16 protein-coding genes are annotated in these 26,633 nt (G+C 61.5%); 10 read left to right on the forward strand and 6 right to left on the reverse strand.

Annotation, left to right across the window (positions count from 1 at the left end; all coding sequences use genetic code 11):
* Nucleotides 1-71: 71 nt before the first annotated feature.
* Both ACQRAX_RS02730 and ACQRAX_RS02735 read right to left on the reverse strand, forming a co-directional pair.
* Nucleotides 72-1,409 (reverse strand): ATP-binding protein, encoded by a 1,338-nt coding sequence (locus tag ACQRAX_RS02730; RefSeq protein WP_412038323.1) that lies wholly within the window; start codon nt 1,407-1,409, stop codon nt 72-74.
* Nucleotides 1,406-2,089: a response regulator gene (locus ACQRAX_RS02735; RefSeq protein ID WP_412038322.1), complete on the reverse strand. Its 684-nt coding sequence runs from the start codon at nt 2,087-2,089 to the stop codon at nt 1,406-1,408. Before ACQRAX_RS02735 ends, ACQRAX_RS02730 begins: the two co-directional genes overlap by 4 nt.
* 170 nt (nt 2,090-2,259) lie before the next feature.
* Here ACQRAX_RS02735 and dsbD point away from each other — a divergent pair, with 170 nt between their 5' ends.
* The 3 genes from dsbD to dsbG are packed head-to-tail and all read left to right on the forward strand — an operon-like array spanning nt 2,260 to nt 5,581.
* Entirely contained in the window at nt 2,260-3,975 is a 1,716-nt protein-coding gene (dsbD, locus tag ACQRAX_RS02740; RefSeq protein ID WP_412038321.1) for a protein-disulfide reductase DsbD, read from the forward strand.
* Nucleotides 3,975-4,832: a prolipoprotein diacylglyceryl transferase family protein gene (locus tag ACQRAX_RS02745; RefSeq protein ID WP_412038320.1), complete on the forward strand. Its 858-nt coding sequence runs from the start codon at nt 3,975-3,977 to the stop codon at nt 4,830-4,832. The genes dsbD and ACQRAX_RS02745 overlap by 1 nt, the downstream gene beginning before the upstream one ends.
* Entirely contained in the window at nt 4,817-5,581 is a 765-nt protein-coding gene (gene dsbG / locus ACQRAX_RS02750; protein WP_412038319.1) for a thiol:disulfide interchange protein DsbG, read from the forward strand. The genes ACQRAX_RS02745 and dsbG overlap by 16 nt, the downstream gene beginning before the upstream one ends.
* 52 nt (nt 5,582-5,633) lie before the next feature.
* Here the strand turns inward: dsbG and ACQRAX_RS02755 are convergent, their stop codons facing one another.
* Nucleotides 5,634-18,596, reverse strand: coding sequence for a non-ribosomal peptide synthetase (locus ACQRAX_RS02755; protein ID WP_412038318.1), 12,963 nt, complete (start codon nt 18,594-18,596; stop codon nt 5,634-5,636).
* 419 nt (nt 18,597-19,015) lie between these two features.
* Here ACQRAX_RS02755 and ACQRAX_RS02760 point away from each other — a divergent pair, with 419 nt between their 5' ends.
* Nucleotides 19,016-19,546 (forward strand): RNA polymerase factor sigma-70, encoded by a 531-nt coding sequence (locus tag ACQRAX_RS02760; RefSeq protein ID WP_412038317.1) that lies wholly within the window; start codon nt 19,016-19,018, stop codon nt 19,544-19,546.
* 99 nt (nt 19,547-19,645) lie between these two features.
* On the opposite strand, the gene ACQRAX_RS02765 is transcribed toward ACQRAX_RS02760, so the two are convergent.
* Together ACQRAX_RS02765 and ACQRAX_RS02770 are read right to left on the reverse strand one after the other, a co-directional pair.
* A complete protein-coding gene (locus ACQRAX_RS02765; RefSeq protein WP_412038316.1) occupies nt 19,646-20,659 on the reverse strand; it encodes a GNAT family N-acetyltransferase in 1,014 nt (337 codons plus the stop codon).
* Nucleotides 20,660-20,718: 59 nt separating this feature from the next.
* Entirely contained in the window at nt 20,719-21,480 is a 762-nt protein-coding gene (locus ACQRAX_RS02770; protein WP_412038439.1) for a substrate-binding periplasmic protein, read from the reverse strand.
* Between the two features lie 211 nt (nt 21,481-21,691).
* On the opposite strand from ACQRAX_RS02770, the gene ACQRAX_RS02775 reads away from it, so the two are divergent.
* Nucleotides 21,692-22,243 (forward strand): exonuclease domain-containing protein, encoded by a 552-nt coding sequence (locus tag ACQRAX_RS02775; protein WP_412038315.1) that lies wholly within the window; start codon nt 21,692-21,694, stop codon nt 22,241-22,243.
* 70 nt (nt 22,244-22,313) lie between these two features.
* Nucleotides 22,314-22,598: a pyrimidine/purine nucleoside phosphorylase gene (locus ACQRAX_RS02780; RefSeq protein WP_010225980.1), complete on the forward strand. Its 285-nt coding sequence runs from the start codon at nt 22,314-22,316 to the stop codon at nt 22,596-22,598.
* 55 nt (nt 22,599-22,653) lie between these two features.
* On the opposite strand, the gene ACQRAX_RS02785 is transcribed toward ACQRAX_RS02780, so the two are convergent.
* The gene (locus tag ACQRAX_RS02785) at nt 22,654-23,343 is read right to left on the reverse strand and encodes an alpha/beta family hydrolase (protein ID WP_412038438.1); all 690 of its coding nucleotides are present in this window, start codon (nt 23,341-23,343) and stop codon (nt 22,654-22,656) included.
* A 49-nt stretch (nt 23,344-23,392) separates the two neighbouring features.
* Between ACQRAX_RS02785 and ccoN the strand changes: the two genes are divergently transcribed.
* Genes ccoN through ccoP form a run of 4 tightly spaced genes read left to right on the forward strand, consistent with a single transcriptional unit; the run spans nt 23,393 to nt 26,583 of the window.
* A complete protein-coding gene (ccoN, locus tag ACQRAX_RS02790; protein ID WP_107025499.1) occupies nt 23,393-24,817 on the forward strand; it encodes a cytochrome-c oxidase, cbb3-type subunit I in 1,425 nt (474 codons plus the stop codon).
* 10 nt (nt 24,818-24,827) lie between these two features.
* Nucleotides 24,828-25,436: a cytochrome-c oxidase, cbb3-type subunit II gene (gene ccoO / locus ACQRAX_RS02795; protein WP_038613174.1), complete on the forward strand. Its 609-nt coding sequence runs from the start codon at nt 24,828-24,830 to the stop codon at nt 25,434-25,436.
* A 5-nt stretch (nt 25,437-25,441) separates the two neighbouring features.
* Entirely contained in the window at nt 25,442-25,639 is a 198-nt protein-coding gene (locus ACQRAX_RS02800; protein WP_412038314.1) for a cbb3-type cytochrome oxidase subunit 3, read from the forward strand.
* Nucleotides 25,636-26,583, forward strand: a complete 948-nt coding sequence (gene ccoP, locus ACQRAX_RS02805; protein ID WP_412038313.1) for a cytochrome-c oxidase, cbb3-type subunit III — start codon at nt 25,636-25,638, stop codon at nt 26,581-26,583. The genes ACQRAX_RS02800 and ccoP overlap by 4 nt, the downstream gene beginning before the upstream one ends.
* Nucleotides 26,584-26,633: the final 50 nt, after the last annotated feature.

A 26,633-nucleotide genomic window follows, 5' to 3' on the forward strand; every position in this document is an offset into this window, starting at 1 on the left:
ATCGCTTGAAAAACGCTTCAGCGTCTCGCGGATTTAGCCGAATCCGATGCCGAACAAGATTTTTCCCACATTTAACCAGGCTGGGGCGACGTCCCGCGCAAGGGAATCTGCAGCTGCACCCGCAGGCCGTCACTGCGGCTGTCGAAGCGCAGCGAACCGGCACAGCGCTGGACGATGGCCTGGACAATGGCCAGGCCCAGCCCGCAACCACCACTCTGGTCATTACGCCAGAAGCGTTCGGTGAGGCGCTCAAGGTCCTGATCGGCAATACCCGGACCGTGGTCACGCACCAGAAAAGCCACTTGGCCCTTCTCCATCTGCACCGCCAGCTCTACCGGCGCCGGGCCACGGGTATGTCGCAAGGCGTTGTCGAGTAGGTTGCGCAAGGCGGTCACCGCCAACGGTGAAGGCATGCCCAGGTAGGCTTTAGCGGCGTCGGGTGCCAATTGCAGGTCGATGCGTTGCGAATCACCCAGACCGGTGTCCTGAATTGCCTGGCGCGCGACCTGCTCGGCGCTGCACTGCACGCCGTCCTCGAACGACAGGCTGCCTTCGACCCGTGCTAACAGCAGCAGCTGTTCAAGCGTCCGGTGCAAACGGTCGGCGCCTTGCTCGGCGTGTTCCAGGGCTTGCTCGCGAACCTCGCCATCCGTCATGCGCGCCACTTGCAGGTGGGTCTTGATCGCAGTCAGGGGCGTGCGCAGCTCATGGGCGGCATCGTCGGTCAGGCGTCGCTCGCGCTCAATGGTCTGGGCAATGCGCAAGAACAACTGGTTTTGGGTGTCCAGCAGCGGCTGCAACTCACTGGGCAAGGCGCGCACTTGTAACGGTTCAACGGCATCGGGACTACGCCGACGCAAGGCATCACGCATGCGATTGAGCGGGGCCAGGCCTTTGCCAATACCAATCCACAACAACCCCAAGCTGCCGAGCAAGGCCACCAGCACCGGTGCCGAGGCCGCCAGCAGGATTGAGCGGTTCAACGCCTCGCGCTCTTGGTGACGGTCAGCCGTGGTGATACGCACATCGCCGCGGTAATAGGTGAAAGTCCGCCAGCGTGCGCCATCAATGGTCTGGTCATGAAAGCCGCTGCGGTCGTCGTCGATCTTGTGTTCCTGGTTATGGTTACGGGCAATGATTTCGCCGCGTAACGAGCTGACCTGACACGCCATGCCATCCGGCACGCTGAGTTGATCGGCACTGAGCTGAGTGCCCTCGCCCTTGGCCACCAGCGGTTGTGGCAACTGATCAATCAACCCGGCCACCATGCGTGCCGATGCCACCAGACGCTGGTCGAGGGAAAACATCATCTGATAACGCAGGTCTCGCAGCATCCACGCCGCGGCCAGCATCCAGATCAGCACGAAGGCGGTCCCCAGAATCAGGGTCAGGCGCAGGCGCAGGCTCATGGCGGTGAAACCTCAGGCAACTGCGCAGGCCCCAGACGATACCCCAGGCCGCGTACGGTTTCGACAATGCCATTGCCCAACTTGCGGCGCAGGTGATGGATGTGCACGTTCAAGGCGTTGCTTTCCACTTCATCGCCGAAACCGTAAACACTGTCCTTGAGTTGTTCACTGGACAGCACCCGGCCACGGTTTTGCAGCAGGGCCTGCAACAGGGCCTGCTCACGCCGGGACAGATCGACCGGCACCCCGCCCAGGCAGGTTTCTCTGCTACTGGGGTCGTAGCTGAGTGGGCCGTGTTCGATGATATTGACCGCCCGCCCCGCGGCGCGGCGCAACAGGGTGTGCAGACGAGCAGCCAGCTCGCGCAGGTCGAAGGGTTTGAGCAGGTAGTCATCGGCACCGGCCTGCAGGCCGTCGACCCGGTCCGTGACGGCATCACGGGCGGTGAGTACCAGCACAGGCAGGCTTTGGCCCTGGTGGCGCAAGCGTTGCAGCAGTTTGAGCCCGTCTTCATCAGGCAAGCCCAGGTCCAGCACCATGACATCGAAGCTGGCGGCCTGGAGCATGGCTTGCGCCGCAGCAGCCGTAGCCACCCGGTCCACGGTCATACCCTGGGCAGTCAGCCCGACGGCGATGCCGCCGGCAATCAGGTCGTCATCCTCGCAGAGCAGTACGTGCATGGTCGGTCTCGATACTAAAAGTGGCAGTGAAACGCAGGCGGATTAAGCCAGGATTATGCCGGGTCAAGGCCGAATCGTCGCGCTTGGGGCGACAATCGACTGCAGGGTTAACACTCGGTTAATCGCGCTCGGCCAGGATCGGCCACTTATCGCACTGCCAAGGTTTGAAGATGCGCACTTTACTCATTGCCCTGATGCTGCTGTTGAGCAGCCTGGCCCAGGCCAACCCTTTCACCCAAAGTGATTTCCTTGCGGTGGACAAAGCCTTCGTGTTCAGCAGCGAGCGGCTCGATTCCGGGCAGATGCGCCTGCACTGGAAAATCACCGACGGCTACTACCTGTATCAAAAGCGCCTGAAGTTCGACGGCCTAGCCGTGGAGCAACAGCCAGTCCTGCCTGAAGCCTTGCCCCATGAGGATGAATACTACGGCCAGACACTGGTGTATCGCGGCGAGCTTGAAATACTACTTCCCGCCAGCGCCACTGGCCAATTACGCATGGGCTGGCAAGGTTGCGCCGATGCCGGGTTGTGCTACCCACCGCAGACCAATCTGGTCAGCCTGAGCCCCACCAGCGTCGACGCGCAAGCCAGCGATCAGGCCAGCGATCAAGTCCTGGCCGGCGGCCTGCAGCAGTCAAGCCTGGCCTGGAGTCTGCTGGCCTTTCTGGGCCTGGGCCTGCTGCTGGCCTTCACTCCGTGCTCATTGCCAATGCTGCCGATTCTCGCCGGCCTGGTCCTTGGCAACGGCGTCAGTGCCCGCCGCGGTTGGGCTCTGGCCAGCGTGTATGTGCTGAGCATGGCCCTGGTCTACGCCGCCCTCGGGGTTATCGCCGCGCTGCTGGGTGCCAGCCTGCAGGCCTGGCTGCAACAACCGTGGATACTTGGCTCTTTGGCTGCGCTGTTTGTATTGCTGGCGCTGCCGATGTTTGGTGCCTTCGAGCTGCAATTGCCGACCTTTGTGCGTGATCGTCTGGAGCGCGCCGGGCATGGCACCCGTGGTGGCAACCTGTATGGCGCAGCGCTCCTCGGTGCCCTCTCCGGCTTGTTAATGGGGCCATGCATGACCGCGCCGCTGGCTGGCGCCCTGCTCTACATTGCCCAGAGTGGCAATGCCGTACACGGCGCCCTGGTGCTGTTTACCTTAGGCATCGGCATGGGCTTGCCGTTGCTGCTGTTGGTCACCCTTGGCAACCGCTACTTGCCACGCCCCGGCGCCTGGATGAACCTGGTCAAAGGCCTGTTCGGCTTTGTGTTCCTGGCCATGGCCTTGTATACCCTGCGCACCGTGCTGGAACAGTCGCTGTGGCTGGGACTGGCCGGCGCCTGGCTGATCGCCCTGGCCTGGGCTGCGTGGCCGGCGTTGCACGGGGTGCGAGCGATCCGCGCGGTCCCCCTGTTGCTCGGCTTCTGGGGCAGTCTGCTGGTCATTGGTGCCGCCGCCGGTGGCGATGATCCTTGGCAGCCGCTACAGCCTTTTCGTGCAGGCAGTGGCGCCGTCGCCAGTACAGTTCACAGCGATGCCTTCATCACCGTCAGCCAGCCCGCCGAGCTGCAACGCGAGCTGGATACCGCCAAGGCCCAGGGCCAGTGGGTGATGCTCGACTACTATGCCGACTGGTGTGTGTCGTGCAAAGTCATGGAAAAGCAGGTGTTTGCCCGCGCCGATGTACTGGCGGCACTCGACGGCGTTCGCTTGCTGCGCCTGGACGTCACCGCCGATGCGCCGTCGAGCCGCGCGTTGCTGCAACGCTACTTGGTGCCCGGGCCACCCAGCCTGATCTGGGTCGGCCCAGAGGGTAACGAGCGCCGCAGCCGCCGTATCACCGGGGAAATCGATGCGAAGAACTTCCTCGAACAATGGGCCCAGACCCGGAGTCAAGGCTGATGCTAACCGTTAACCTCGGGCCGCTGACCATGGCCGTCGATCACCTGTTGTTGCTCTGCGCCCTGACGCTGGCCACCCTGGTGGGCTGGCGCGTAGCCAAGCGTGGCGGCGACAACCCTGAATCAGTCCTGTTCAGCCTGTTTCTGCTGGGATTGCTCGGCGCACGGCTGGGGTTTGTCCTGAGCTACTGGCCGATGTACCGCGACGATCCCGTGCAGATCATTGACCTGCGCGATGGCGGCTTCCTGCTCTGGCCGGGATTGCTGGTGGTCGCTGTCGGTGGGTTATGGCGCGGCTGGCGCCGCCCGACGCTACGTCGCCCGCTCGGCTGGGGCCTGTTCAGCGGCGCGCTGTTCTGGCTACTTGGCAGCCTGGCCAGCCACCTCTATGAACAAGGCACGCAATTGCCGGAGTTGAGTCTGCAAAAGGCCAACGGCCAAGCCGTGCAACTGAGCACCTACCGTGGCCGACCGCTGGTGATCAACCTCTGGGCCACCTGGTGTCCGCCGTGCCGCCGTGAAATGCCGGTGCTGCAACAAGCGCAGCACGAGCACCCGGACATCACCTTCCTGTTCGTCAACCAGGGCGAAACCCCGCAGACAGTCAGCACCTTCCTCGCCACCACCGGGCTGAACTTGTCCCATGTGCTGTTTGACGGCGGTGGCCAACTGGCGCAGCGGGTCGGTTCCATGGCCCTGCCCACCACCCTGTTCTACAACGCCGACGGCCGCCTGGTCGGCAGCCACCTGGGCGAGCTGTCGCGGGCAAGCCTCAGCCACGCCCTGGAATCCTTCGAACGCACACCTGCGCCTGCCGTCACCAACACTTCAAGGAATGACACATGCACGCTTTGCTGAAACTGCCCCTGACCCTCACCTTCGGCCTGTTGGCCAGCCAGGCCGCCATGGCTGAAACTCTCCCCAAGGCCGTGCAGCAGATGGAGGCCAAGGGGGTAAAGGTCAAAGGCAGCTTTGATGCCCCCAACGGCCTGCGCGGGTATGCGGCCGAATACCAGAATCGGGGAATGGCGTTGTACCTGACGCCTGATGGCAAACATGTGCTGGTGGGTAGCCTGTTCGACGAGCAAGGCAAGGATCTGAGTGCGGCACCGCTGGAAAAACTGGTCTATGCACCGATGGCCAAAGAAGTCTGGGCAAAGATGGAAAAGACCGCCTGGATCGCCGACGGCAAAGCCGACGCCCCACGCATTGTCTACCTGTTCAGTGATCCCAACTGCCCGTACTGCAACATGTTCTGGCAACAGGCACGGCCCTGGGTCGAGTCGGGCAAAGTGCAACTGCGTCACATCATGGTCGGTATCATTCGCGAAGACAGCCCGGGCAAGTCAGCAGCGCTGTTGGCCAGCAGTGACCCGGTCCAGGCTCTGAACAAACACGAGAAGGCTGGCAAGGCCAGCAGCCTCAAGGCCCTGGAAAAAATCCCGGCTGCGGTTCAAGCCAAACTCGATAGCAACCTGGCACTGATGGAGGAATTGGGTCTGTCCGCGACCCCGGCCATTTTCTATCTGGATGAAAACCAGCAATTGCAGACCCAACAAGGCGCACCTCGGCCAGATACGCTCGGCAAGATTCTGGGCAAACGTTAAAGGCATCTGCAGCGCCCCCCGTACCACGGGGGATCGCTGCCTGTCCCGGTCCTTACAGTGCTTCGAGCTCGGCCATCAGGTCACTGAGACGATCGACCTTGTCGTCGCTCAACTCACTGGCCTTGAGGCCTTCCACGTAGGTTGCAAGTTCCTCGACGGTGCTGCACTCGAACATCGCCCGCAATGGCACGTTCAGTTGCAGCGCCTTCTGCACCCGTGAAGCAATCTGGGTGGCCAGCAGGGAATGCCCGCCCAACTCGAAGAAATTGTCACGTACACCGACCTTTTCAGCTTTGAGCACCTCGGCCCAGATATCCGCCAGGGTCTGCTCCAGTTCGCTGCGCGGCGCCAGGTAGCCCTGGCTATGCTGAGCGCCGAAGTCAACGGTCGGCAGCGCCTTGCGGTCGAGCTTGCCATTGGCATTGAGTGGCAGTTGCTTGAGCCAGGCCCAATGCAGCGGGACCATGTACTCAGGCAGTTCGGCGCGTAAGCGGTGCTTGATTTGCTCAAGCAGCAAAGCGGTATCCGCTAGCGCATCGCTAGCCACCAGGTAGCCAACCAGGTGCTTGCCGTTGACGCCCTCCTGAACCCCTACTGCCGCATCGCGAACCTCGACTTGCTCATGCAAGCGCGCCTCGATTTCACCCAACTCGATACGGTAGCCACGGAGCTTCACCTGGTGGTCAATGCGTCCGACATATTCGAGCACGCCATCAAGGCGTCGCCGCGCCAGGTCACCGGTACGGTACAAGCGCTCGCCCGGCGCCCCGAACGGATGCGGGATAAATGCCTGGGCGGTGCGCACTGGATCGCTGACATAACCGCGCCCCACACCAGTACCGGCAACACACAATTCACCGACTGCCCCCAGCGGTACTAACGCTTGGTCATCACCCAACAGGTACAGACGGTTGTTGTCGGTCGGCGTACCAATCGGCAAGTAGCTGCCGCGGGTCGACCCCGCATCAACACGGAAGAACGCCACGTCATCGGAGCACTCTGCCGGCCCATAGGCATTGACCAGGCCAATCTGTGGATAGCGCCGCAACCACTGCGAAGCCAGTTCTGGCGGCATTGCCTCGCCGGTTGGCAGCATCCAGCGCAGGCCGTCCAATTGCTGCTGCTCGTTGGCAAGCATGCCCTGGATTAGCGACGGCACGCTCTCCAGCACGGTGATACCGTAGGCCTGGACGTGCTCGAGCAGGCCGTGCGGATCGTGGGCAATGGCATTCGGCACGATCGCCACCTGGGCACCGAACAGCGGTGCTGCGAGGAACTGCCAGACCGAGATATCGAAGCTTTGCGAGGCGGTCTGGGCGATCACATCCTGATCGTCCAACTGCAGGTACGGCACCTTGCTCAACTGGTTGTTGAGCATGCCGCGTTGCTCGACCATCACTCCCTTTGGCAAGCCGGTAGAGCCCGAGGTGTAGATCACATAGGCGAGGTTGTCCGGGGCACTGTAGATACCCGGATTAACCTCCGGCAGCTCGCTTCCCTGCACCTGCTCCCAGATCAGCAACTTCGGCCGCCCTGCGCATGACAACTCATCCAGCAGTGCACGCCCCTGTTCCACGCAAGCCTGGCTGCAGACCAGCACCGGTGTATGGCTGAGTTCGACGATACGTTGCAAACGCGCGGTCGGCAGGCCAGGATCGAGCGGCAAGTAACCGGCACCCGCCTTGAAGCTGCCAACGATCATGCCCAGCAAGGGCAGATCACGCTCAGCCAGCAGCGCCACCGGTTGGTCCAAACTCACCCCGGCGGCGATCAACGCGTGACCGAGGCGGTTAGCCTGGCGGTTGAGTTCGGCGTAGCTGATCGACTGTTCGAGGCAGCGCGCAACCGTACGTTGCGGATGGGCTGCAACGCGTGCTTCAAACTGCGCCACATAACTCTGCTCAAGGTTGTAGGCCCGCTCACTGCGATTGCAGTCTTCAAGCAGGAAGCACCGCTCCGGTTCACCCAGCAGTGGCAGCGCACTCATGTCACCCTGGAAGCCATCGGCCAAGGCCAGCAGCAGGCGTTTGAACTCGGCCAGCAGGCGCTCGACCGTCGACGCGTCGAAATAGCGCTGGTCGAACGACAGGTGCAGCCCCAGGTCATCGCCTGGATAGCAGACCGCAGTCAGGGGGAAGTTGGTGTGGGTACGGCCAGAGTCGGAGCTGGCATTCAGGCTCTGCGCCCGGTCCAGTACCGCGACCTCCACCGGTGCGTTCTCGAACACGAACAGGCTGTCAAACAAGGGCTGGCCCTTGGGCAACTCACTGCATTCTTGGATGCTCACCAATGGCAGGTACTCGTACTCTCGCAGTTCCATGTTGCGTTCGAACAGGCCTTTTAGCCAGTGCTGGACGCTGCAACGCTCACCGGCAGCCGGCAGTTTCACCCGCAAGGCGATACTGTTGATGAACAGCCCGACCGTGCGCTGCATCTGCGGCATGCTCACCGGCCGGCCAGCCACTGTCACCCCGAACAGCACATCACGTTCGCCGCTGTAGCGGCTCAACACCAGCGCCCAGGCCGCCTGGGCGAATGTATTGATGGTCAACTGATGCGCCTGGGCCAGTTGACGCAGGCGAGCGCCATCGGCGACGTCCAGGCGGGTGTAACAGTCGCCGACGATCATCCCGGCGTTCTCGCCACCATGGTCACGCAGCAACGGCCGGTCGCTCGGCACCGCAGTGCTGCGCTCAACGCCTTGCAGGTTGTCGCGCCACCACTGACGCGCCTCGTCCAGGTCCTGGTGCTGCAGCCAGCTGATGTAGTCGCGGTAACGCGGCGGCACCGGCAACTGCGCCTCGCGACCTTCGCCCAAGGCCAGGTACAGCTCGAAGAAATCGTTCATCAGCAACGAGCGGCACCAGGCATCGATCAGGATGTGATGGTTGCTCATCATGAACCAGTAGCGCTCGACGCCGACCCGGATCAGGCGCAGATGGAACGGCGCCTGTTGCAGCAGATCGAAGCCGGCTTCACGCTCCTGTTTGTGCAGCGCCTGCAAGCGAGCTTCCTGCTCCTCCTCGGCAAACTCGCTCCAGTCCAGATAGTCGAGCCTGGTGCTGCCCTGCTTATGGATGATCTGCAGCATGGCTTCGCCAGCGTTCCAGCTGAACGATGCGCGCAACGCCTCGTGGCGTGCAACCACCGCCTGCCAGGCCTGGGCGAAGCGTTGCGGGTCGAGGGCACTGTTGATCCGATAGCGGTCCTGCATGTAGTAGATGCCGGTGCCCGGTTCGAGCAAGGTATGCAGCAACAGCCCTTCTTGCATCGGTGTCAGTGGATAGACGTCGTCGATCTGCGCGGCGGGTACCGGCAAGCTGTCGATCTGTTCCTGAGTCAGTTGTGCCAGAGGGAAGTCCGACGGCGTGAAGCTGCCGCTGCCTGGGCTCAGGCAGTGCTCGATCAGGCCCAGCAGTTCCGCTTTATAGGCCTGAGACAGTTGATCAATGGTGGGTTCATCGTAACGTTCACGGCTGAAGGTCCAGCGCAATTGCAGCTCACCGGCATACACCTGACCATCGACACTCAACCAGTTGGGCAGCGGCGCCTCCAGGTCATGAGCCATCCCGGCGGGTTCATCCACCGGCTGAAACAGCGCATCGGCCTGAAACTGCTGGTCGAACTGGCCAAGGTAGTTGAAGGTGATGCGCGCCTGCGGCAGGGCTGCCATGGCTTCGCGCACCGGTGTGTCGGCCAGGTAGCGCAACACACCATAGCCCAAGCCTTTATGGGGCACCTGGCGCAGTTGCTCCTTGATCGCCTTGATCGACGCCGCCTGCCCAGGCCCGCCGTCATCCAGCGCAGGGCTGAGGCTGAGCGGGTAGGCAGTGGTGAACCAACCGACACTGCGGGTCAGGTCCATGTCGTCGAACAGGCTTTCCCGACCATGACCTTCCAGTTGCACCAGCACCGAGCTGTCACCACTCCAGCGACACAAGACACGCGCCAGGGCGGTCAACAGCAGGTCATTGACCTGGGTGTGATAAGCCGCTGGCGCCTCCTTGAGCAATTGCCGGGTCTGTATAGCGTCCAGGCGCACGCTGAGGGTCTGCGCCTGCTTGTGCACGTTCGACCCCTGCGGGTGATCACACGGCAGCTCTCGGTGAGCGACGCTCAACTGGGTCTGCCACCAGTGCTGTTCGTCGCGCAGCGAATCGCTGCTGGCATAGGTCAGCAGGCGTGTGGCCCAATCGCTCATGGCCCGGGTCTTCGCGCCCAGCGCCTGACCACGGTAAAGCGCTTGCAGATCTTCAAGCAGAACTCGCCACGACACACCGTCGACCACCAGGTGATGGATCGCCAGCAGCAAGCGCTGCTGGCCGTTGCTGTCTTCGACCAGCAAGGCGCGCAGTAGCGGGCCATTGTGCAAGTCGAGGCTGCGTTGCACGTCACTGTAGAGGGCCTGGCAATCAGCAAAGCTGCTGACCGATACCTGCCAGAGCAGTTCGCGGTTTTCGCCGTCTACATAATCGCCCTGCCACTGACCACCCTGGACGCTAAAGCGCAGGCGCAGCGCATCGTGCTGCGCCACCAGTTGCTGCAGGGCCTGCTCCAACGTCTTGGGCCACAAGCGCTCGCCTGGCGCCAGCAACAGCGCCTGGTTCCAGTGCTGCGGTTGCGGCACATCGCTGTCGAAGAACCACTGCTGAATCGGCGTCAACGCTGCACGACCGCTCAATGGGCCTTGATCGATCTGACTGTCCTCGCTGCCGCTAACCACAGCGGCCAAGGTCTGGATGGTCTGATGCTGGAACAGGTCACGCGGGGTGAAATGCAGACCTGCCTGGCGGGCCCGGCTGACCACCTGGATCGACAGGATCGAGTCGCCACCCAGTTCGAAGAAGTTATCCTGCAAACCAACCCGCGGCACATTCAACACCTCACCCCACAGGTCTGCCAATTGCTGTTCAAGCGCGTTACGTGGTGCTTCATAGTGCTCGCGACCTTGGACCAGGTCCGGTGCTGGCAGCGCGCGACGGTCAAGCTTGCCGTTACCCATCAGCGGCATTTGCGCGAGCAATACCAGGTGCGTCGGCACCATGTAATCCGGCAGGTGCAGACGAAGCTGAGCCTTGAGTGCGTCACGCAAGGCAAGCTGTTCAGCCGCCTCGGCAAGGGCCTGATCGCAGACCAGGTAACCAATCAACTGTTTACCGCCTGGCATGTCCAGGGCCAGCACCGCCGCCTCGCGCACCGCCGGATGCTCCAGCAGACGCGTTTCGATTTCACCAAGCTCAATGCGGAATCCGCGAATTTTCACTTGCTGGTCAATACGCCCTACATACTCCACCAGCCCGTCAGCACGCTGACGCACCAGGTCACCGGTGCGGTACAAGCGCCCGCCATCAGCGCTGAACGGGTCAGCGACAAAACGTTCGGCACTGAGCCCGGGCCGCGCATGGTAACCCTGGGCCAAACCAGCGCCACCCACATACAGCTCACCGATAGCGCCCTGAGGCAGCAACGCCAGATCGGCGTCCAGAATGTACGCCATGCGGGCACCAACCACGCTGCCGATCGGCACGCTGCCAGCACCGGCTGGTATTTGCTCGGGCGCAAGGCACGCCAGTGGCATGACGACGGTTTCGGTCGGGCCGTAGGCGTTGAAAAACTGCTGCGGTGCAAATGCCTGGCGAATCCGCTGCAGGTGTTCGCCCGTCAAAGCTTCACCGCCGGTGATGCACAGGCGCACCGCCAGGGTGTCGTTACGGCTGGCCAACCATTGCGCCAACTGGCTGCCATAGCTTGGCGTAAAGCCGAGAACCGAAACCTGTTGCTCGCGAATCAGCGTGCAAATTTCCTCCGCGTCCCACTGCCCTTGGGCGCGCAATACCACCCGCGCGCCACACAGTAGAGGAACCAGCAAACGTTCAGTAGCGGCGTCGAAGTTGATCGAATAGAAATGCAGCTCGCAGTCATCGCTACGCATGCCGAAACGTTCGATGACCGCCTGGCAGTGCATGGCGATCTCGCCACGGCTGACGACCACGCCTTTGGGCTTGCCGGTGGAGCCGGAGGTGTAGATCAGGTAGGCCTGATGACCCGGCAGACTTTGCATGGCCAGGGCTTCGCTGCTGACTGCAGCGACGGCCGGGCCATCGTCTTCCAGACTCCATCGACTAACCTGTTTGGGCAACTCACCCAGTGCCTGGAACAGGCTGCGCTGACCAAGCAACAAGCTGATGCCGCTGTCCTCGATCATGTAATGCAAGCGTTCCAGCGGGTACTCCGGGTCCAGTGGCACGTAGGCGCCGCCGGCCTTGAGAATAGCCAGCAGGCCCACCACCATCTCCAGCGAACGTTCCAGCGCCAGACCAACCCGCACCTGCGGGCCAACGCCGCGTTCGCGCAGCACCCGCGCCAACTGGTTAGCACGCGCATCCAGCTCGGCATAACTGAGGTGCTGACCGGCAAAGGTCAGGGCCAAGGCCTGTGGCTGGTGCGCCGCTTGCGCACTGAACAAGCCTTCGATGGTCTGGCCCAGGTCAGCTGCAAGGTTGCCCTCAAGGCTGTCACGCAACCGCTGTTGTTCGTCTGTGCCCAGCATCGGCAATTCGCACAGGCGCTGCGTAGGGTTGTCGAGCATCGCCGTCAACAGGTTCTGCCAGTGTGCGGCCATCTGGGCAATGCGCGGCTCGTCGAACAGGTCGCAGCTGTAGGTCAGGCAGCAACCCAGGCGACGGTCGAGGTCAGTCACTTCCAGGTTCAGGTCGAACTTGGTTGCCCGGGCGTCGTTGACCAGATAGTCCACCTGCATGCCCGCCAACTGCCGGCTCTGCTGGAACGCCCAGCGCTGAACGTTGCACATCACCTGGAACAACGGGTTGTAGGCAGTGCTGCGCGCAGGCTGCAGCGCTTCGACCAGTTGATCGAACGGCAGGTCCTGATGGGACTGGCCCTCGATCACAGTCTGGCGGACCTGGTCGATCAGATCGCCCACGCGCATTTGTCCGTCAAGTTCGCAGCGCAGCACCTGAGTGTTGAGGAAAGCACCAATCAATCCTTCGCTTTCCGGGCGGATGCGGTTGGCCACCGGTGCACCGATACGCAGGTCTGATTGCCCACTGTAGCGATAGAGCAGCACTGCCAGGGTCGCGGTCATGGTCATGAACAGGGTCAGGCCGCGTTCAGCGTTGAAGGCGCGTACCCGTGCCGCCAACTGTGGGCTGAGGTCGAAGCGATACAGCTCGCCACGGTGACTTTGCAGCGTTGGTCGTGACCGGTCAGTTGGCAGTTCCAACACCGGATGCTGGTCACCGAGCTTGGCTTTCCAGTACGCCAGCTGGCGCTGACCTTCACCATTTTCCAGCCACTGGCGCTGCCAGACGCTGTAGTCCAGGTACTGCACCGGAAGCGGTAACAGCGGCGATTCACGCTCATCGACAAAGGCTTCGTATAACTCACCCAACTCACGGGCAAAGATGTCCATGGCCCAGCCTTCGGTGACGATATGGTGCAGGGTCAGAACAAAGTAATGCTCCTGCTCAGCGGCCTTGACCAGGCAGGCACGCAGCAGCGGCCCACACTCCAGGTCGAACGGCTGATGCGCCTGTTCATCGGCAAACGCCTGCAGGCGTTGCTCGCGCAGGCTCAGGCTATCGGCAGAAAAGTCCTGCCACTGCATGTGCAGGCTACTGTCGCTGTGCACGCACTGGTACGGCACGCCGTCAATGCTCGGGAAGGTTGTGCGCAAGGTCTCGTGACGCACGATCAATGCTTGCAGGGCCTGTTCGAAACGGCTGACGTCCAGCACTCCGCGCAGCCGCGCCATGCCGCCGACATTGTAGGCCGGGCTGTCCGGCTCCATCTGCCAGAGAAACCACATGCGTTGCTGGGAGTAGGACAAGGGCACGGCCTGACGCCGATCGATGCGCGCGATCTCGCCCTGCAAGTTATGCGCCCCACTGTGCTGAATGCGCTCGACCGCAGTGGCAAAGGCACCCAACTCGCTGGCTTCGAACAATACGCGCAACGGCAACTCGACATTGCAGGCCTGACGGCTGCGGGAAATGATCTGGGTCGCCAGCAACGAATGGCCGCCCAGGGCGAAGAAATCATCCTGCAGACCGACCTGCTGCAGCCCCAGCACCTCGCGCCAGATAGCGGCGATCTGCTGTTGCAGTGCAGTGTGCGGCTCGACGTGTTCACGGCTGGTCCATAGCGGTTCCGGCAGCGCTTTGCGCTCTACCTTGCCACTCGGGCCGAGGGGCATTTGCACCAGGTGCATCAACAGCGCCGGCACCATGTAGGCCGGCAGTTGTTCGGCCAATGCCTGCATCAGTGCCGCGGTGTTTTCCACGCCGCTGTAGTAGCCGACCAATTGCGCACCGGCAACGGTCTGGCGAATCAACACCAGTGCCTGTTCGACGCCCGGTTGGCTCAACAGGCAGGCCTCGACTTCTTCGGGCTCGACACGAAAGCCACGCAGCTTTACTTGTTGATCGAGGCGCCCGAGGTATTCCAGAGCTTGCATGCTGGCCTGCCAACGGGCGCGGTCACCACTGCGATACAGGCGCTGCCCCTCGCCATCTGGCTCTGGTACGAAACGTTCGGCGGTCAACCCTGGACGGCCCAGGTACCCGCGTGCCAGCCCGGCGCCGCCCAAGTACAACTCACCAGGGACGCCCGGAGCGCTGAACTGCAGTTCGTCATCAAGCACGCGGCAGACGACGTTGGCCAACGGGCGACCAATCGGCGAGCGAGCCCCATCGCTTTCCTGGCAGTGCCAGTGGGTGACGTTGATTGCCGTTTCGGTCGGCCCATAGCGGTTGTGCAGTGCCACTTGAGGCAACAGTTGCAGCACTCGGTCGCGCAACGCGGCGGACAGCGCCTCGCCGCCAGAGAATAAACGCCGCAGGCTGCTGCAGCGGGCCGCCAGGGGTTCCTGGATGAACACCTGCAACAGCGCCGGGACAAAGTGCAAGGTGGTCACGCCATGCTCACGCACCAAGGCCGCGATGCGCTGCGGGTCGCGGTGTTCACCGGGGCCTGCCAGCACCAGCCGGCAACCAGTGACCAGCGGCCAGAAGCACTCCCAGACCGACACGTCGAAGCTGATCGGTGCCTTCTGCATCAGCACATCATGCTCATCCAGCGCGTAGCGTTCCTGCATCCACTGCAGACGCTCGGCCAAGGCCGCATGCGTATTGCCTACGCCCTTGGGCTGACCGCTGGAACCGGAGGTATAGATCACATAGGCGAGGTTATCGCCGTGCAGATGCAGGCCCGGTGGCTGACACGGCCAACTGTCGAGTTTGAGCTGGTCCATGGCGATGGCGCTGACACCTGGCACGTGTGGCAGCCGCTGCAACACATCACTCTGGCTGAGCAGCAAGCGCGCGCCGCAGTCAGCGAGCATGTAGGCCAGGCGTTCGGTCGGATAATCCACATCCAGCGGCACATAAGCGCCACCGGCTTTGAGAATGGCCAGCACACCGATCAGCAACTGCGGTGAACGTTCAGCGGCGATGGCCACACACACATCCGGGCCGACCCCCTTGTCACGCAGGTAATGGGCCAGACGATTGGCTTGCTGGTGCAAGCTGGCATAGTCGAGGCTACCGCCCTCCCACACCAGCGCAGTACGCTGCGGGGTCACTCGCGCCTGTTCGTTAAGCTGCTCAACAACCCCTTGCCGAGCCTGCGCCGCAGCCGCCTGCCCCCAGTGCAGCAATTGCTCATGGCCCTGGGCATCGAACAACTGCAGATCACCGATGGCCAAACTTGGTGCCGCGCAGGCCTGCTCCAGCAAACTCAGCAACTGCGTCGCCAAACGCTGCACACTGCTGGCGTCGAACAATTCGCTGGCATAGTCGAATGACAGCGACAGGCGTCCCTGATGATCTTCCTCACTGTGCAATTGCAGGTCGAATTTGGCCTCGCGACTGTGCCATGGCAGCTCATCGGCAAGCAGCCCGGGCAGGCGTCGCAACGCCCCCAGATCACGCTGCTGATGGTTGAACATGACCTGGAACAAGCCCTGTTCACGGGCGTCGGGCAAGGCGGCAAGTAATTGTTCGAAGGGCAGATCCTGATGGGCCTGGGCTTGCAGGGTGGCCTGGCGAACCTGGGCCAGCAAGTCGGCGAATGACAGGCGCGAATCGAGCTGGGCCCGCAGGACTTGGGTATTGATGAAAAAACCCACCAAACCCTGGGTTTGCAGACGTGGGCGGTTGGCATTCGGCACGCCAACGCGAATATCGGACTGCCCGCTGTAGCGGTGCAGCAGGCTCTGGAAGCCGGCCAGCAAGATCATGAACAGCGTGCTGTGGTGCTCGCCAGCGGTGCTGCGCAGTGCCTCGGCCAGCGCCGTCGGCACCTGCACGCTCAGACGCTCAGCCGATTTGCGCTGCTGACTTGAACGCGGGTAATCGGTAGCCAGGTCGAGTACCGGCTGAGCATCACCCAGTTGCGCCTTCCAGTAGCTCAGTTGCCGCGCCGCTTCGCCTTCGGCCAGCCATTGCCGCTGCCAGCTACCGTAGTCGGCATAGTCCAGAGTCAATGGCGGCAGTTCAGCCTGCTGGCCTTGGCAGTGGGCGGCGTACAGGCGCGAGAATTCATCGATAAGGATGTTCATCGACCAGCCATCGGCAATGATGTGGTGCAACGTTACCCACAACTGATGCTCCTCGCTGCCCAAACGTACCAGGGTCACCCGCAGCAATGGACCGGTGTGCAGGTCAAACGGTTGCTGCGCTTCCGCTTCCCGTCGGGCCAGCACTTGGTGGCTGTCGACCCCGCTCAGGTCCAGGTGCTGGATGTTCAACACCAGCGTCGGCTGAACCCGTTGCAGCGCTTGCCCCTGCTCTTCGCTAAACACCGTACGCAAGGACTCGTGACGCTCCACCAGAGCCTGGAAGCTGGCCTGCAACGCGCACTCATCCAGTTCGCCACGCAAGCGCAACGCTCCGGGAATGTTATAGGCGGCGCTGTGCGGTTCCAGCTGCCAAAGCAGCCACAGGCGATTTTGCGCCAGCGATTGCGGCAACGTCTGGGCACGACTCAGGCGCTTGATTAGGTCATGGCCGCCACCGCCCTGCTGTTGCACCGCAGCCACCGCACTGCAGAAGTCGGCCAGTAATGGGGCTTCGAACAGGGTCCGTACGCTCAACTGCAAACCCAACTCATCGGCTAAGCGAGCAGTAAGCTGGGTGGCGGCAATAGAATTGCCGCCGAGGAGGAAGAAATGGTCGTCATCGGCCACCTGCTCCACCGCCAACTGCTCGGACCACAACCTTGCAATCAGGCTGTGCAACGGCTTGCCCTGAGCGCCGGTATCCACCGTGGCGCACTGCTGGGCATCGGGGAAACGCGCATAGCAATCCAGGCTGCCATCTTCCATACGCAGCCGACAGGCCGAACGCTGCAGCTTGCCACTGGAGGTTTTCGGCAAGGCACCCGGGTTGAGCAACAAGACCACCGCCGGCGCTTGCTGGCAGGCATCGGCGATCACCTGACGCAAGGTCTTGATCAGGCTTGCCGGAGTGACGATCTTCTGCACGTTGCGGCTGATTTCGACGGCAACGCCGATGCCCTCTTCACCCTGATCATCGACGGCGAACACCGCTACCCTGCCTTTGCGCAACACCTCAACTTCACGCTCCAAGGTCTTTTCCAGGTCCTGCGGGTAGAGGTTATGTCCACGTACGATCAGCATGTCTTTGAGACGACCGGTAACAAACAGCTCACCGTCGCGCAGAAAACCCAGGTCGCCGGTACGCAGCCAGGTTTGGCCACCCTGCTCGACAAAGGTCTTCGCCGTCGCCTGCGGGTTGCGCCAATAGCCTTTGGCGATGCTCGGACCACAGGCCCAGATCTCGCCGACCTGGTTGTCGGCCAGCACGTTCAACTGCTGCGGATCGACGACCTGCACAGCATGTTTGGGCTGACTGCGCCCACAACTCATCTGCACCGAATCAACACCGGGCTCTGCACTGTTGCGCGCCAGGGCTGCAGCATCCAGGGTCAAGGCGCCGATGCCCTGACCGCGGCGGCTGCCACTGACAAACAAGGTCGCCTCGGCCAGGCCATAGCTGGCGAAGAAACTCTGCGCGCTGAAACCACAACCGGCGAACTTCTCGGCAAAGGCCTGCAGGCTGTCCTGACGGATTGGCTCGGAACCGGAATAGGCCACACGCCAGCGGCTCAGATCGAGGTTCGCCAGGGCGGCACTGCTGACCCGCTCACTACACAGCCGGTAGGCGAAGTCGGGGCCACCGCTGATGGTCCCGCCGTGATCGCTAATCGCTTGCAGCCAGCGCTGGGGCCGGGCGAGGAAATAGGCCGGGGCCATCAACACGCATGGCACACCGCTGAAAATGGGCTGCAGCAATCCACCGATCAAGCCCATGTCGTGGTAAAGCGGCAACCAACTGACGATCACATCATCGGGGTTGAGGTCGATGCCGAAGCCGTGGCGGATCAACATCTCGTTGGCCACCAGGTTGCCATGACTGACCTGCACCCCTTTGGGCAGCGCCGTGGATCCGGAGGTGTACTGCAGGAAGGCGATGTCATCCGCCTGCAACGTCGGTGCTTGCCAGGCATCCGCCAGCGCTGCGTCAAGCCGGTCAACTGCCAGCAACTGCGGTGCAGTGTCCCCGGCCAGCACCTCCAGTGCTTGCAAGCTATCGTGCAGGGCGCTGGTGGTCAGCAGCAGGCGCGGCTCGGCGTCGGCGATGATCGACAGCAGCCGCTCCTGGTGATGACGCCGTGACGACTCTGGCGGATAGGCCGGCACGGCAATTACCCCGGCGTACAAGCAGCCAAAGAACGCCGCGACGTAATCCGGGCCACTGGGAAACAACAATATCGCCCGATCAGCGAAATCAGACCGTGCCTGCAGCACCGCAGCGATGGCCCGTGCGCGCTGGTCCAGGTCTTCATAGGTCAGCAGCGCCTCCTCTTGCGGATCGTCGGCCAAAAAGCGCAACGCTACCCGCTGCGGCGTTTGCGCCGCGCGTTGTGCCAATGCCTGGACCAGCGTAACCGGGAGTTCGAAGGCGTCCGTCATGGGAGGTTCCTGCCAGAGTCTGTACGTGAAGTCAGGGCTCGACAGTGGCGTGTTGCGGCTATGCGCGTGCACCTTGCATCTGTCGAGCGCCGGGAGATGTATCCAGAGAAACGGACGGACAGGGCAAATAATTAAGGTTCTTCTCAGATTGCCGGAGCAGGGACTCCAGAGGCTGAGTTGCTTGAGTTGCGGCTGGATTAAACACGCTTGCCAAGCCCCCAAGCCCAAGCCAAAGAGTTGCTCCTCTCGATAAGTAATTTGAAGCGGATCACACGCTGATGCTTATAGCGAAAAATTCGGAGATGAATTACTTTTCTCATTTGACAATAATTATCATTACGAATAGTTTGTCGCACGTCTTAGGAAGCATCCCAAAACTCAGAAAGCTTCCCTTCCCCGTTAGAGACAAGGTGATTTCCATGGCGGAACAACTGTCCACAAGTAAGTGCGATTCACCGTTACTCCAGGCGTTTGTCGACAACCGCAACATTCTGGTCAAAATCGCCGCCCGTATTACTGGCTGTCGCTCCCGCGCTGAAGACGTGGTGCAGGACGCATTCTTTCGCCTCAGCTCGGCGCCGCAGATCACCTCCTCGTTCAAGGCCCAGCTCAGCTACCTGTTCCAGATCGTGCGCAATCTGGCCATTGACCACTACCGCAAGCAATCCATGGAACTGCGTTACTCCGGCAGTGAAGAGGAAGGCTTGAACGTGGTGGTTCAGGGTGCTTCGCCGGAAGCTGCGCACATCAACTTCGCCACCCTGGAACATATTGCCGATGCATTGAACGAACTGCCGCAGCGCACGCGCTACGCCTTCGAGATGTATCGCCTGCACGGTGTGCCGCAAAAGGACATCGCCAAAGAACTGGGCGTCTCGCCGACACTGGTCAACTTCATGATCCGCGACGCCCTGGTGCACTGTCGGAAAGTCTCAAGCCAGAGGGCTTGAGAGCGGCAAGCGGCAAGCGGCAAGCACACGACCTACTTGCAGCTTGTAGCTTGTAGCTTGTAGCTTGTAGCTTGTAGCTTGCAACTTACAGCGTGAGCCTCAGGCGAGCCTAGCGCGCTCGAAGAAGCGTTCCCGTCCAAGTACCATCAAGGCCGCCCGCTTGTGCGGGAAGTCGAATTCTTTCTCGCAATGAAAGCGTTGATCGTGCATGTAGCCGATCATCTTGCTGTTGTCAGCCCGTGGCTCGGCGACCACCCGCTGGGTGCGCGGATCGTCGAGAAACAGGTAGTGCACCAACGCTGACAGCCAGCTGGCCACCTTGTGCGGCCCACGATGATGCTCTTCACCCACCAGCATGTGAATGCCGCGATCATAGTCATCGACCGCATAGAACGGGGCGATGCGATCTTCCTTGGCCCAGTAAGCCTCAAAATAGGCGAAAGGCTGATCATCGAAACAACCGATCAAGGTCAAGCTATGCGGGTCGGCGTGCAGCTTGCTCAAGTAGTCTCGATGCTGCTCGAGGCTACCGCCCTCCTGCCAGAAACTCTCCACCCGCGGGTTGTTCTGCCAACGGTTGAAGCGCTCAAGGTCCGCGTCGATCTCCAAGGTGCGCAAGGACACCCAGGCGCCCAGCCGTACATCGAAGCGCCGGTAAACCTCGCCACGGGGTTTCGGTGCACGGCGCGGATGGCGTTTGCCCTCGGTGATCTGCATCTGTTGCGGGTAGACAGTGGTGAATGGCTGCCCCAACCAGGGTTGCGGCAATTGCCAGAATTTCGTCCTTTCACAGCGATAAACACCGGCCTGAGGCTGCGTAATTAGCAAACCGCTAAGTAAAGCCTCAACAGGTGGCTCATTCAGGTGCCAGATCAGGCACTGGCAACTAGGATCGCGGGCGAACAACCAGTAGCACGTTGCCCACAGGGCCTGATGCAAACGGTCCTGAGCGAGACCGTCCAAGTGCACGTGCAGCGTATCGCCACGCACCAGACGCACACGAATCAGCGGCCTGCTTTCGAGCACAAGGCTCAGTTGACAGTCACTTTCATCGCCCTCCAGGCTGCGCCAGCGGGGTAAAGATAACGTTTGCGATGCGGTATCAAACGGCATGGTCGTGGCTCACAAAGGAAAAGGGCTCACCTGTGTGAACGTGATCGCCACAGCGAAATTTAGTCAGCCTCAGGCGCCGTCACACTGATCCGGTAAGGCTGAAAAATGCGTAGAAGTTCGCCGTTGTCGCGCAATTGCTGCAACAAGACGGAGAATGCCGGGCCGCTGATCGGTGCGTCAGGGCGTAGCAAGGCGTAATGATGATAGACCTGATCGACCCGCTGGGAGGTCAGTAACTGGCCAGCACTCTGCGGGTTGCGCACCAGAAAATCACTGAGGTAGGAACGGGTGACCAGAGCGACATCTGCGCGACCGCGTTGGACCATCAGTAGATTGCTGTCGTGAGAGTAGGTCAGGGTCGCGTTGTGGTGCGTGGTGAGGTAATCGGGATCGGGGTTGAAGCCGGCAAAGGCGTAGTGATAACCGCTGTACAGGGCCAGACGCTTACCGTGTAGGTCGGCGAAATAGCGCTCATCCCGATCGGGCTGAAGATGAGTGACGAACACCTCGGCATCTTCCAGGCCCATATCGACCGCCACGTGCTCGATGCCCTGCCAACCCCACTGCGGATTTTCGAAAATCGCCATGTCAGTACGCCCCTGGCGAAAATCACCGAATCGACGCGGGATCGAGGTAGGCACCAGAACGAAATGGTAGTGCTGCTGCGCGTTGTTCAGCGCCTCGACCAACTGCGGCAATAGCCCAGTCTCGGCCCCCTTTTCCGGGCGCACAGTATAAGGAGGGAAATGCGCCGCACCGACCTTGACCTCTACTGCCTCGACCGCTTGGGCCGGCGACGCCAGCCACAGGCTAGCGAACATGAACAGGAAAGGCACAGCCTGCGGCATGGACGTGGGAGTCAAAGCAACACACTCTTTGCGGGTCTTTACCGGAATCAGACTAAGCTAGGCGTTTTCCCGGCGCTGCACAACCATCGTTTGTGGCAAATTGCAGTTACCGGCAAAACGCCAGGGGATACCCCAAGCGTGCAAGTTTGGCTACGCTCTAGCGAGTCTTGCAAGGGAGCCTACTATGGGGCATTGGCTGGTGATCGACCTGGAAGCAACCACCGATGATGGTGGTTGGCCAGTCACGGATATGGAAGTCATCGAAATCGGTGCGACGCTGGTCAATCGACAGGGCCGGGAGGTCGACCATTTCCAGCGCTTCGTCAAACCACGGCGACGCCCACAACTCACCTCCTTTTGCCGCGAATTGACCCATATCAGCCAGGCCAATGTCGACGCGGCCGCGCCCTTCAACGAAGTCTGGGGTCAGTTCGAACGCTGGATTGGCCATCATCAGGGGCATCTGCAAGCCTGGGTCAGTTGGGGCGATTACGACCGCCTGCAACTGCTGCAGGAATGGCAACGGCATCAGTTGCATAGCCTGCTGGCTGAATTACCGCATATCAACCTCAAACAACGCTTTGCCAAGGCCCGTCAGCTCCAGCGCCCGTTAGGCCTTAACGGTGCCCTGCAACTGGCCGGCCTGCAGTTCTGCGGGGTGCAGCACCGTGCCCTTGAAGATGCGCGCAACACCGCACGCTTGCTGCCCTTGAGCCTACCGGCCAACGGCACCTGAAAGCGGATGACGGCGCCAGGCGCCTTGGGCATACTGGCCAACCTTTTCAGCCCCTTTTCAGGAGTCGCCCATGTTTAAGGTCAACGAGTACTTTGATGGCACGGTCAAGTCGATTGCTTTCGGCACTGCCGAAGGTCCGGCCACGGTCGGCGTCATGGCCCCCGGCGAGTACGAATTCGGCACGGCCCAGCGTGAAATCATGCACGTGGTGTCTGGCGCGCTGACCGTCAAGCTGCCGGATAGCGACAACTGGGAAACCTTCAGTGCTGGCAGCCAGTTCAATGTACCGGCCAACAGCAAGTTTCAGCTGAAAGTGGCTGTGGACACCGCTTACCTGTGCGAGTACCGCGGCTAAGCCAGGTACTGCACTGAACGCGTGGGAGCGGAGTCATCCGCTCCTACAGCAGCCGTCAGCGCAAAAACGCTGTAATTTTCTGCGCCGCCGTCGCCAGATGATCGGCATGACTGAATCCCGATGCTTTCAAAGGCTTCAGGTCATGATCCGCCGCCTCAAGCCAGCACAACTCAATCGTTGGCGATAACGTATAGACTTCCACCGCCTGCCGGTTGCCCAGCGCATCCCGTTCACCCTGAATGATCAGCGTCGGCGTCTTCAATTCAGCCAGGTGCGCCACCCGCGGCTTTTCCGGTTTTCCCGCGGCATAGAACGGATACCCCAGGCATACCAGCGCATCAGCGCCCAGTTCATCGGCCAGCAGACTGGCCATCCGCCCGCCCATTGACTTGCCGCCAATGGCCAGCACCCCAGTGACCAATGGTCGCACCTGTTGATACACCTCGCGCCAGCATTCGAGCAGTTTGACCTGCGGATTCGGAGGCCTTTTGCCACCATCGAGACGCCGCTGCGCCATGTAGGGAAACTCGAAACGCAACACGCCCAGGCCTTGTGCTGCCAGCCTTTGCGCCATTTCCTCCATGAACCCGCTGTCCATCGGCGCACCTGCTCCATGGGCCAGAATCAGACAGCCTGAAAGCGCGCCATCCCCCTGATTTTGCGGGGCATTCCAGCGCCAGCCTCGACGTTCGAGCAACTGCGCCCATTGATCCCCGTCAATACCGGCAACTTGCCCATTATTCATGCTTACCTCGCTATTTAGCCTGCCTATAACCGTGGATGGGAACCCATACATGAACACAACCAGCAGTACCGCCTACAACTACAAGGTGGTCCGCCAATTCGCCATTATGACGGTGGTGTGGGGAATCGTCGGGATGGGGCTCGGCGTTTTTCTCGCCGCGCAACTCGTCTGGCCTTCGCTCAACTTCGACCTCCCCTGGACCAGCTTTGGGCGCCTGCGCCCGCTGCATACCAACGCGGTGATCTTCGCCTTCGGTGGTTGCGCGCTGTTCGCCGCCTCCTACTATTCGGTCCAGCGAACGTGCCAGACCACCCTGTTCTCACCACGCCTTGCCGCGTTCACCTTCTGGGCCTGGCAATTGGTGATCGTGCTTGCCGCCATTACCTTGCCGCTGGGTTATACCAGTTCCAAGGAGTACGCCGAACTGGAATGGCCGATCGATATCCTGATCACCATCGTCTGGGTCGCCTACGCCGTGGTGTTTTTCGGCACTCTGATGAAGCGAACCACCAAGCACATCTACGTGGGCAACTGGTTCTTCGGTGCATTCATCATCACCGTGGCCATCCTGCACATCGTCAACAACCTGGAACTGCCGGTCAGCCTGACCAAGTCCTACTCCCTGTACAGCGGCGCCACTGACGCCATGGTCCAGTGGTGGTACGGCCACAACGCCGTGGGCTTCTTCCTGACCGCAGGCTTCCTCGGCATGATGTACTACTTCGTGCCCAAGCAAGCTGAGCGTCCGGTGTATTCCTATCGCCTGTCGATCGTGCACTTCTGGGCGCTGATCACCCTGTACATCTGGGCTGGCCCGCACCACCTGCACTACACCGCCCTGCCCGACTGGGCGCAGTCGCTGGGCATGATCATGTCGCTGATCCTCCTGGCACCAAGCTGGGGTGGCATGATCAACGGCATGATGACCCTCTCGGGCGCCTGGCATAAGCTACGCAGCGACCCGATCCTGCGTTTCCTCGTGGTCTCCCTGGCGTTCTACGGCATGTCGACCTTCGAAGGTCCGATGATGGCGATCAAGACCGTCAACGCCCTGTCGCACTACACCGACTGGACCATCGGCCACGTACACGCCGGTGCCTTGGGCTGGGTAGCGATGATCTCGATCGGCGCTCTGTACCACATGATCCCGAAAGTCTTCGGTCGTGAGCAGATGCACAGCATCGGCCTGATCAACGCGCACTTCTGGCTGGCCACCATCGGCACCGTGCTGTACATCGCCTCAATGTGGGTCAACGGCATCGCCCAGGGCCTGATGTGGCGCGCAGTCAACGCCGACGGCACGCTGACCTACTCCTTCGTCGAAACCCTGGTCGCCAGCCACCCTGGCTTCATCGTGCGCTTCGTCGGCGGGGCAATCTTCCTCACCGGCATGCTGCTGATGGCCTGGAACACCTGGCGCACCGTGCGTGCCCCGGTGACCGCGACCGCCCCTGCCGCTACGCAGTTGGCCTGAGGAGACCGAGATGAAACACGAAGTAATCGAGAAGAACGTCTTCCTACTGGTGCTGTTGATGGTGTTTGCCGTCAGCATCGGCGGCCTGACCCAGATCGTTCCGCTGTTCTTCCAGGATGTCACCAACAAACCGGTCGAGGGCATGAAGCCGTACACCGCGCTGCAACTGGAAGGCCGTGACATCTACATCCGCGAAGGTTGTGTGCAGTGCCACTCGCAGATGATCCGTCCGTTCCGCGCCGAAACCGAGCGTTACGGCCACTACTCGGTGGCCGGTGAAAGCGTCTGGGACCACCCGTTCCTGTGGGGTTCCAAGCGTACCGGTCCGGACCTGGCCCGTGTCGGCGGTCGTTACTCCGATGACTGGCACCGCGCGCACCTGTACAACCCGCGCAACGTCGTGCCCGAGTCGAAGATGCCGGCCTACCCATGGCTGGTAGCAAGCCCGGTCGACAGCAGCCACACCGAGACCAAGCTGCGCACCATGCGCACCCTCGGCGTGCCTTACACCGATGCGGATATCAGCGGTGCAGTGGAATCGATCAAGGGCAAGACCGAAATGGATGCCTTGGTCGCCTACCTGCAGGTGCTTGGCACCGCGATCAAGAACAAGAGGTAAGGGCCATGGACTTCACATTGGATATCGGCCAGCTGCGCGGCCTGGGCACCTTGCTGGTGGCCATCGCTTTCATCGGCCTGTCGCTGTGGGTGTTCAACGGTCGGCGTGACCGCGAGTTTGCCGAAGCAAGCCTGTTGCCGTTCGCCGATGACCGTATTGCACCTGCCGCCAACGAACCCGCACCGAGGAGTAACGGGCAATGACCACCTTCTGGAGTACGTACATCAGCGTACTGACCATCGGCAGCCTGATCGGCTTGACCTGGCTGTTGCTGGCCACGCGCAAGGGCGAAAAGCCGGGGACCAGCGACCAGACCATGGGCCACAGCTTCGACGGCATCGAGGAGTACGACAACCCGCTGCCCAAGTGGTGGTTCTGGCTGTTCGTCGGCACCCTGGCGTTCGGCGTTGGCTACCTGATCCTCTACCCGGGCCTGGGGAACTGGAAAGGCATCCTGCCGGGCTATGAGAACGGCTGGACCCAGGTTAACGAATGGCAGAAAGAAATGGACAAGGCAGACGCCAAGTTCGGCCCGATCTTCGCCAAGTTCGCTGCCATGCCGGTAGAAGAAGTGGCCAAGGATCCGCAGGCACTGAAAATGGGCGGCCGCCTGTTCGCCTCCAACTGCTCGGTGTGCCACGGCTCGGACGCCAAAGGCGCCTACGGCTTTCCTAACCTCACCGACAAAGACTGGCGCTGGGGCGGCGAGCCGGAGACCATCAAGCAGTCGATCATGAGCGGCCGCCACGGCGTCATGCCGGCCTGGGCCGACGTGATTGGCGAACAAGGTGTAGCTGATGTGGCCGGTTTCGTTCTGACCAACCTCGATGGCCGCAAACTGCCAGAAGGCACCAAGGCGGATGTCGCCAACGGCGAGAAACTTTTCGCCGCCACCTGCGTAGCCTGCCATGGCCCAGAAGGCAAAGGTACGCCAGCGATGGGCGCACCGGACCTGACGCATCCGCAAGCGTTCATCTACGGCTCGAGCTTCGCCCAGCTGCAACAGACCATTCGTTATGGTCGCCAAGGTCAGATGCCGGCACAGGAAGCCATCCAGGGTAATGACAAGGTTCACTTGCTGGCCGCCTATGTCTACAGCCTGTCCCAAGGTGAACCGGCTCAGACCGACAGCGTCACTGCCAAGTAAAATCATCGTGTAACTGAGCCTTGACCGAAACCGCCGCATCCCTCCGGATG

Source organism: Pseudomonas sp. UM16, assembly GCF_050312595.1.
Lineage (GTDB): Bacteria > Pseudomonadota > Gammaproteobacteria > Pseudomonadales > Pseudomonadaceae > Aquipseudomonas.

Coding starts and splice junctions, on each gene's coding strand:
- ACQRAX_RS02730 (WP_412038323.1), bottom strand. CDS start 1,409: ATGAGCCTGCGCCTGCGCCTGACCCTGATTCTGGGGACCGCCTTCGTG.
- ACQRAX_RS02735 (WP_412038322.1), bottom strand. CDS start 2,089: ATGCACGTACTGCTCTGCGAGGATGACGACCTGATTGCCGGCGGCATC.
- dsbD (WP_412038321.1), top strand. CDS start 2,260: ATGCGCACTTTACTCATTGCCCTGATGCTGCTGTTGAGCAGCCTGGCC.
- ACQRAX_RS02745 (WP_412038320.1), top strand. CDS start 3,975: ATGCTAACCGTTAACCTCGGGCCGCTGACCATGGCCGTCGATCACCTG.
- dsbG (WP_412038319.1), top strand. CDS start 4,817: ATGCACGCTTTGCTGAAACTGCCCCTGACCCTCACCTTCGGCCTGTTG.
- ACQRAX_RS02755 (WP_412038318.1), bottom strand. CDS start 18,596: ATGACGGACGCCTTCGAACTCCCGGTTACGCTGGTCCAGGCATTGGCA.
- ACQRAX_RS02760 (WP_412038317.1), top strand. CDS start 19,016: ATGGCGGAACAACTGTCCACAAGTAAGTGCGATTCACCGTTACTCCAG.
- ACQRAX_RS02765 (WP_412038316.1), bottom strand. CDS start 20,659: ATGCCGTTTGATACCGCATCGCAAACGTTATCTTTACCCCGCTGGCGC.
- ACQRAX_RS02770 (WP_412038439.1), bottom strand. CDS start 21,480: ATGTTCGCTAGCCTGTGGCTGGCGTCGCCGGCCCAAGCGGTCGAGGCA.
- ACQRAX_RS02775 (WP_412038315.1), top strand. CDS start 21,692: ATGGGGCATTGGCTGGTGATCGACCTGGAAGCAACCACCGATGATGGT.
- ACQRAX_RS02780 (WP_010225980.1), top strand. CDS start 22,314: ATGTTTAAGGTCAACGAGTACTTTGATGGCACGGTCAAGTCGATTGCT.
- ACQRAX_RS02785 (WP_412038438.1), bottom strand. CDS start 23,343: ATGAATAATGGGCAAGTTGCCGGTATTGACGGGGATCAATGGGCGCAG.
- ccoN (WP_107025499.1), top strand. CDS start 23,393: ATGAACACAACCAGCAGTACCGCCTACAACTACAAGGTGGTCCGCCAA.
- ccoO (WP_038613174.1), top strand. CDS start 24,828: ATGAAACACGAAGTAATCGAGAAGAACGTCTTCCTACTGGTGCTGTTG.
- ACQRAX_RS02800 (WP_412038314.1), top strand. CDS start 25,442: ATGGACTTCACATTGGATATCGGCCAGCTGCGCGGCCTGGGCACCTTG.
- ccoP (WP_412038313.1), top strand. CDS start 25,636: ATGACCACCTTCTGGAGTACGTACATCAGCGTACTGACCATCGGCAGC.